Source organism: Rhizobacter sp. P3_B12, from assembly GCF_056402895.1.
In genome coordinates this window covers 1-690 of the sequence record NZ_JBFUGN010001653.1, presented here as the reverse complement: position 1 = coordinate 690, position 690 = coordinate 1, and the positions used below count along the sequence as shown (strand labels likewise).

General features: G+C 68.8%; 1 protein-coding gene and 1 pseudogene. One reads left to right on the top strand and one right to left on the bottom strand.

What is annotated here, in order from left to right; all coding sequences use genetic code 11:
- Positions 1-206 (bottom strand): annotated as a pseudogene (locus tag AC1D01_RS37490) (MFS transporter); the annotation flags it as partial.
- 100 nt (positions 207-306) lie between these two features.
- Between AC1D01_RS37490 and AC1D01_RS37485 the strand changes: the two are divergent.
- Positions 307-690: FAD-dependent oxidoreductase (locus AC1D01_RS37485; protein ID WP_477875002.1), on the top strand; the 384-nt coding region annotated here is incomplete at its 3' end.

Below are 690 nucleotides of genomic sequence, written 5' to 3'. Positions count from 1 at the left end.
ACCCAGCGGCCCGCCTGCGTCAGCGTCGCGACCGCGCCGACGCCGGCGGCCAGCATCGCGATCGCGAGTGCCTGCTCGCCGAGCGCGTAGTGCTGCTTGATGGTCGGCACGTGCACGCCGAAGCTCGCGAACAGCACGCCGGCGACGAAGAACTGCAGGCGCACGGCCCAGGTGGCGCGCGCCACGGCGATCGGATCAGGTGTCATCGGTGGGGGCAATCGGTTGCGGAGGGTCGGAAAGGGGCCGATTCTAGGAAGGGCGCACGCCCCGACCTGTCACAGATTGCGGTGCCGGGATAATCCGGCGATGCATTCGTACGACGTGGTGGTGATCGGCGCAGGCGCGGCCGGCTTGTTCTGCGCGGGGATCGCCGGCCAGCGCGGCGCCCGCGTGCTGCTGATCGACCATGCCGAGAAGCTGGCCGAGAAAATCCGCATCTCCGGCGGCGGGCGCTGCAATTTCACGAACCGCGACGCGGGGCCGGCGAACTTCCTGTCGGAAAACCCGAACTTCTGCCGCTCGGCACTGGCCCGCTACACGCCGCAGGATTTCATCGGCCTGGTGCAACGCCACCGCATCGCGTGGCACGAGAAGCACAAGGGCCAGCTGTTCTGCGACGAATCGGCCGAAGACATCATCGGCATGCTGCTGCGCGAGTGCGAGCAAGGCGGCGTGACGCGCTGGCAGCCG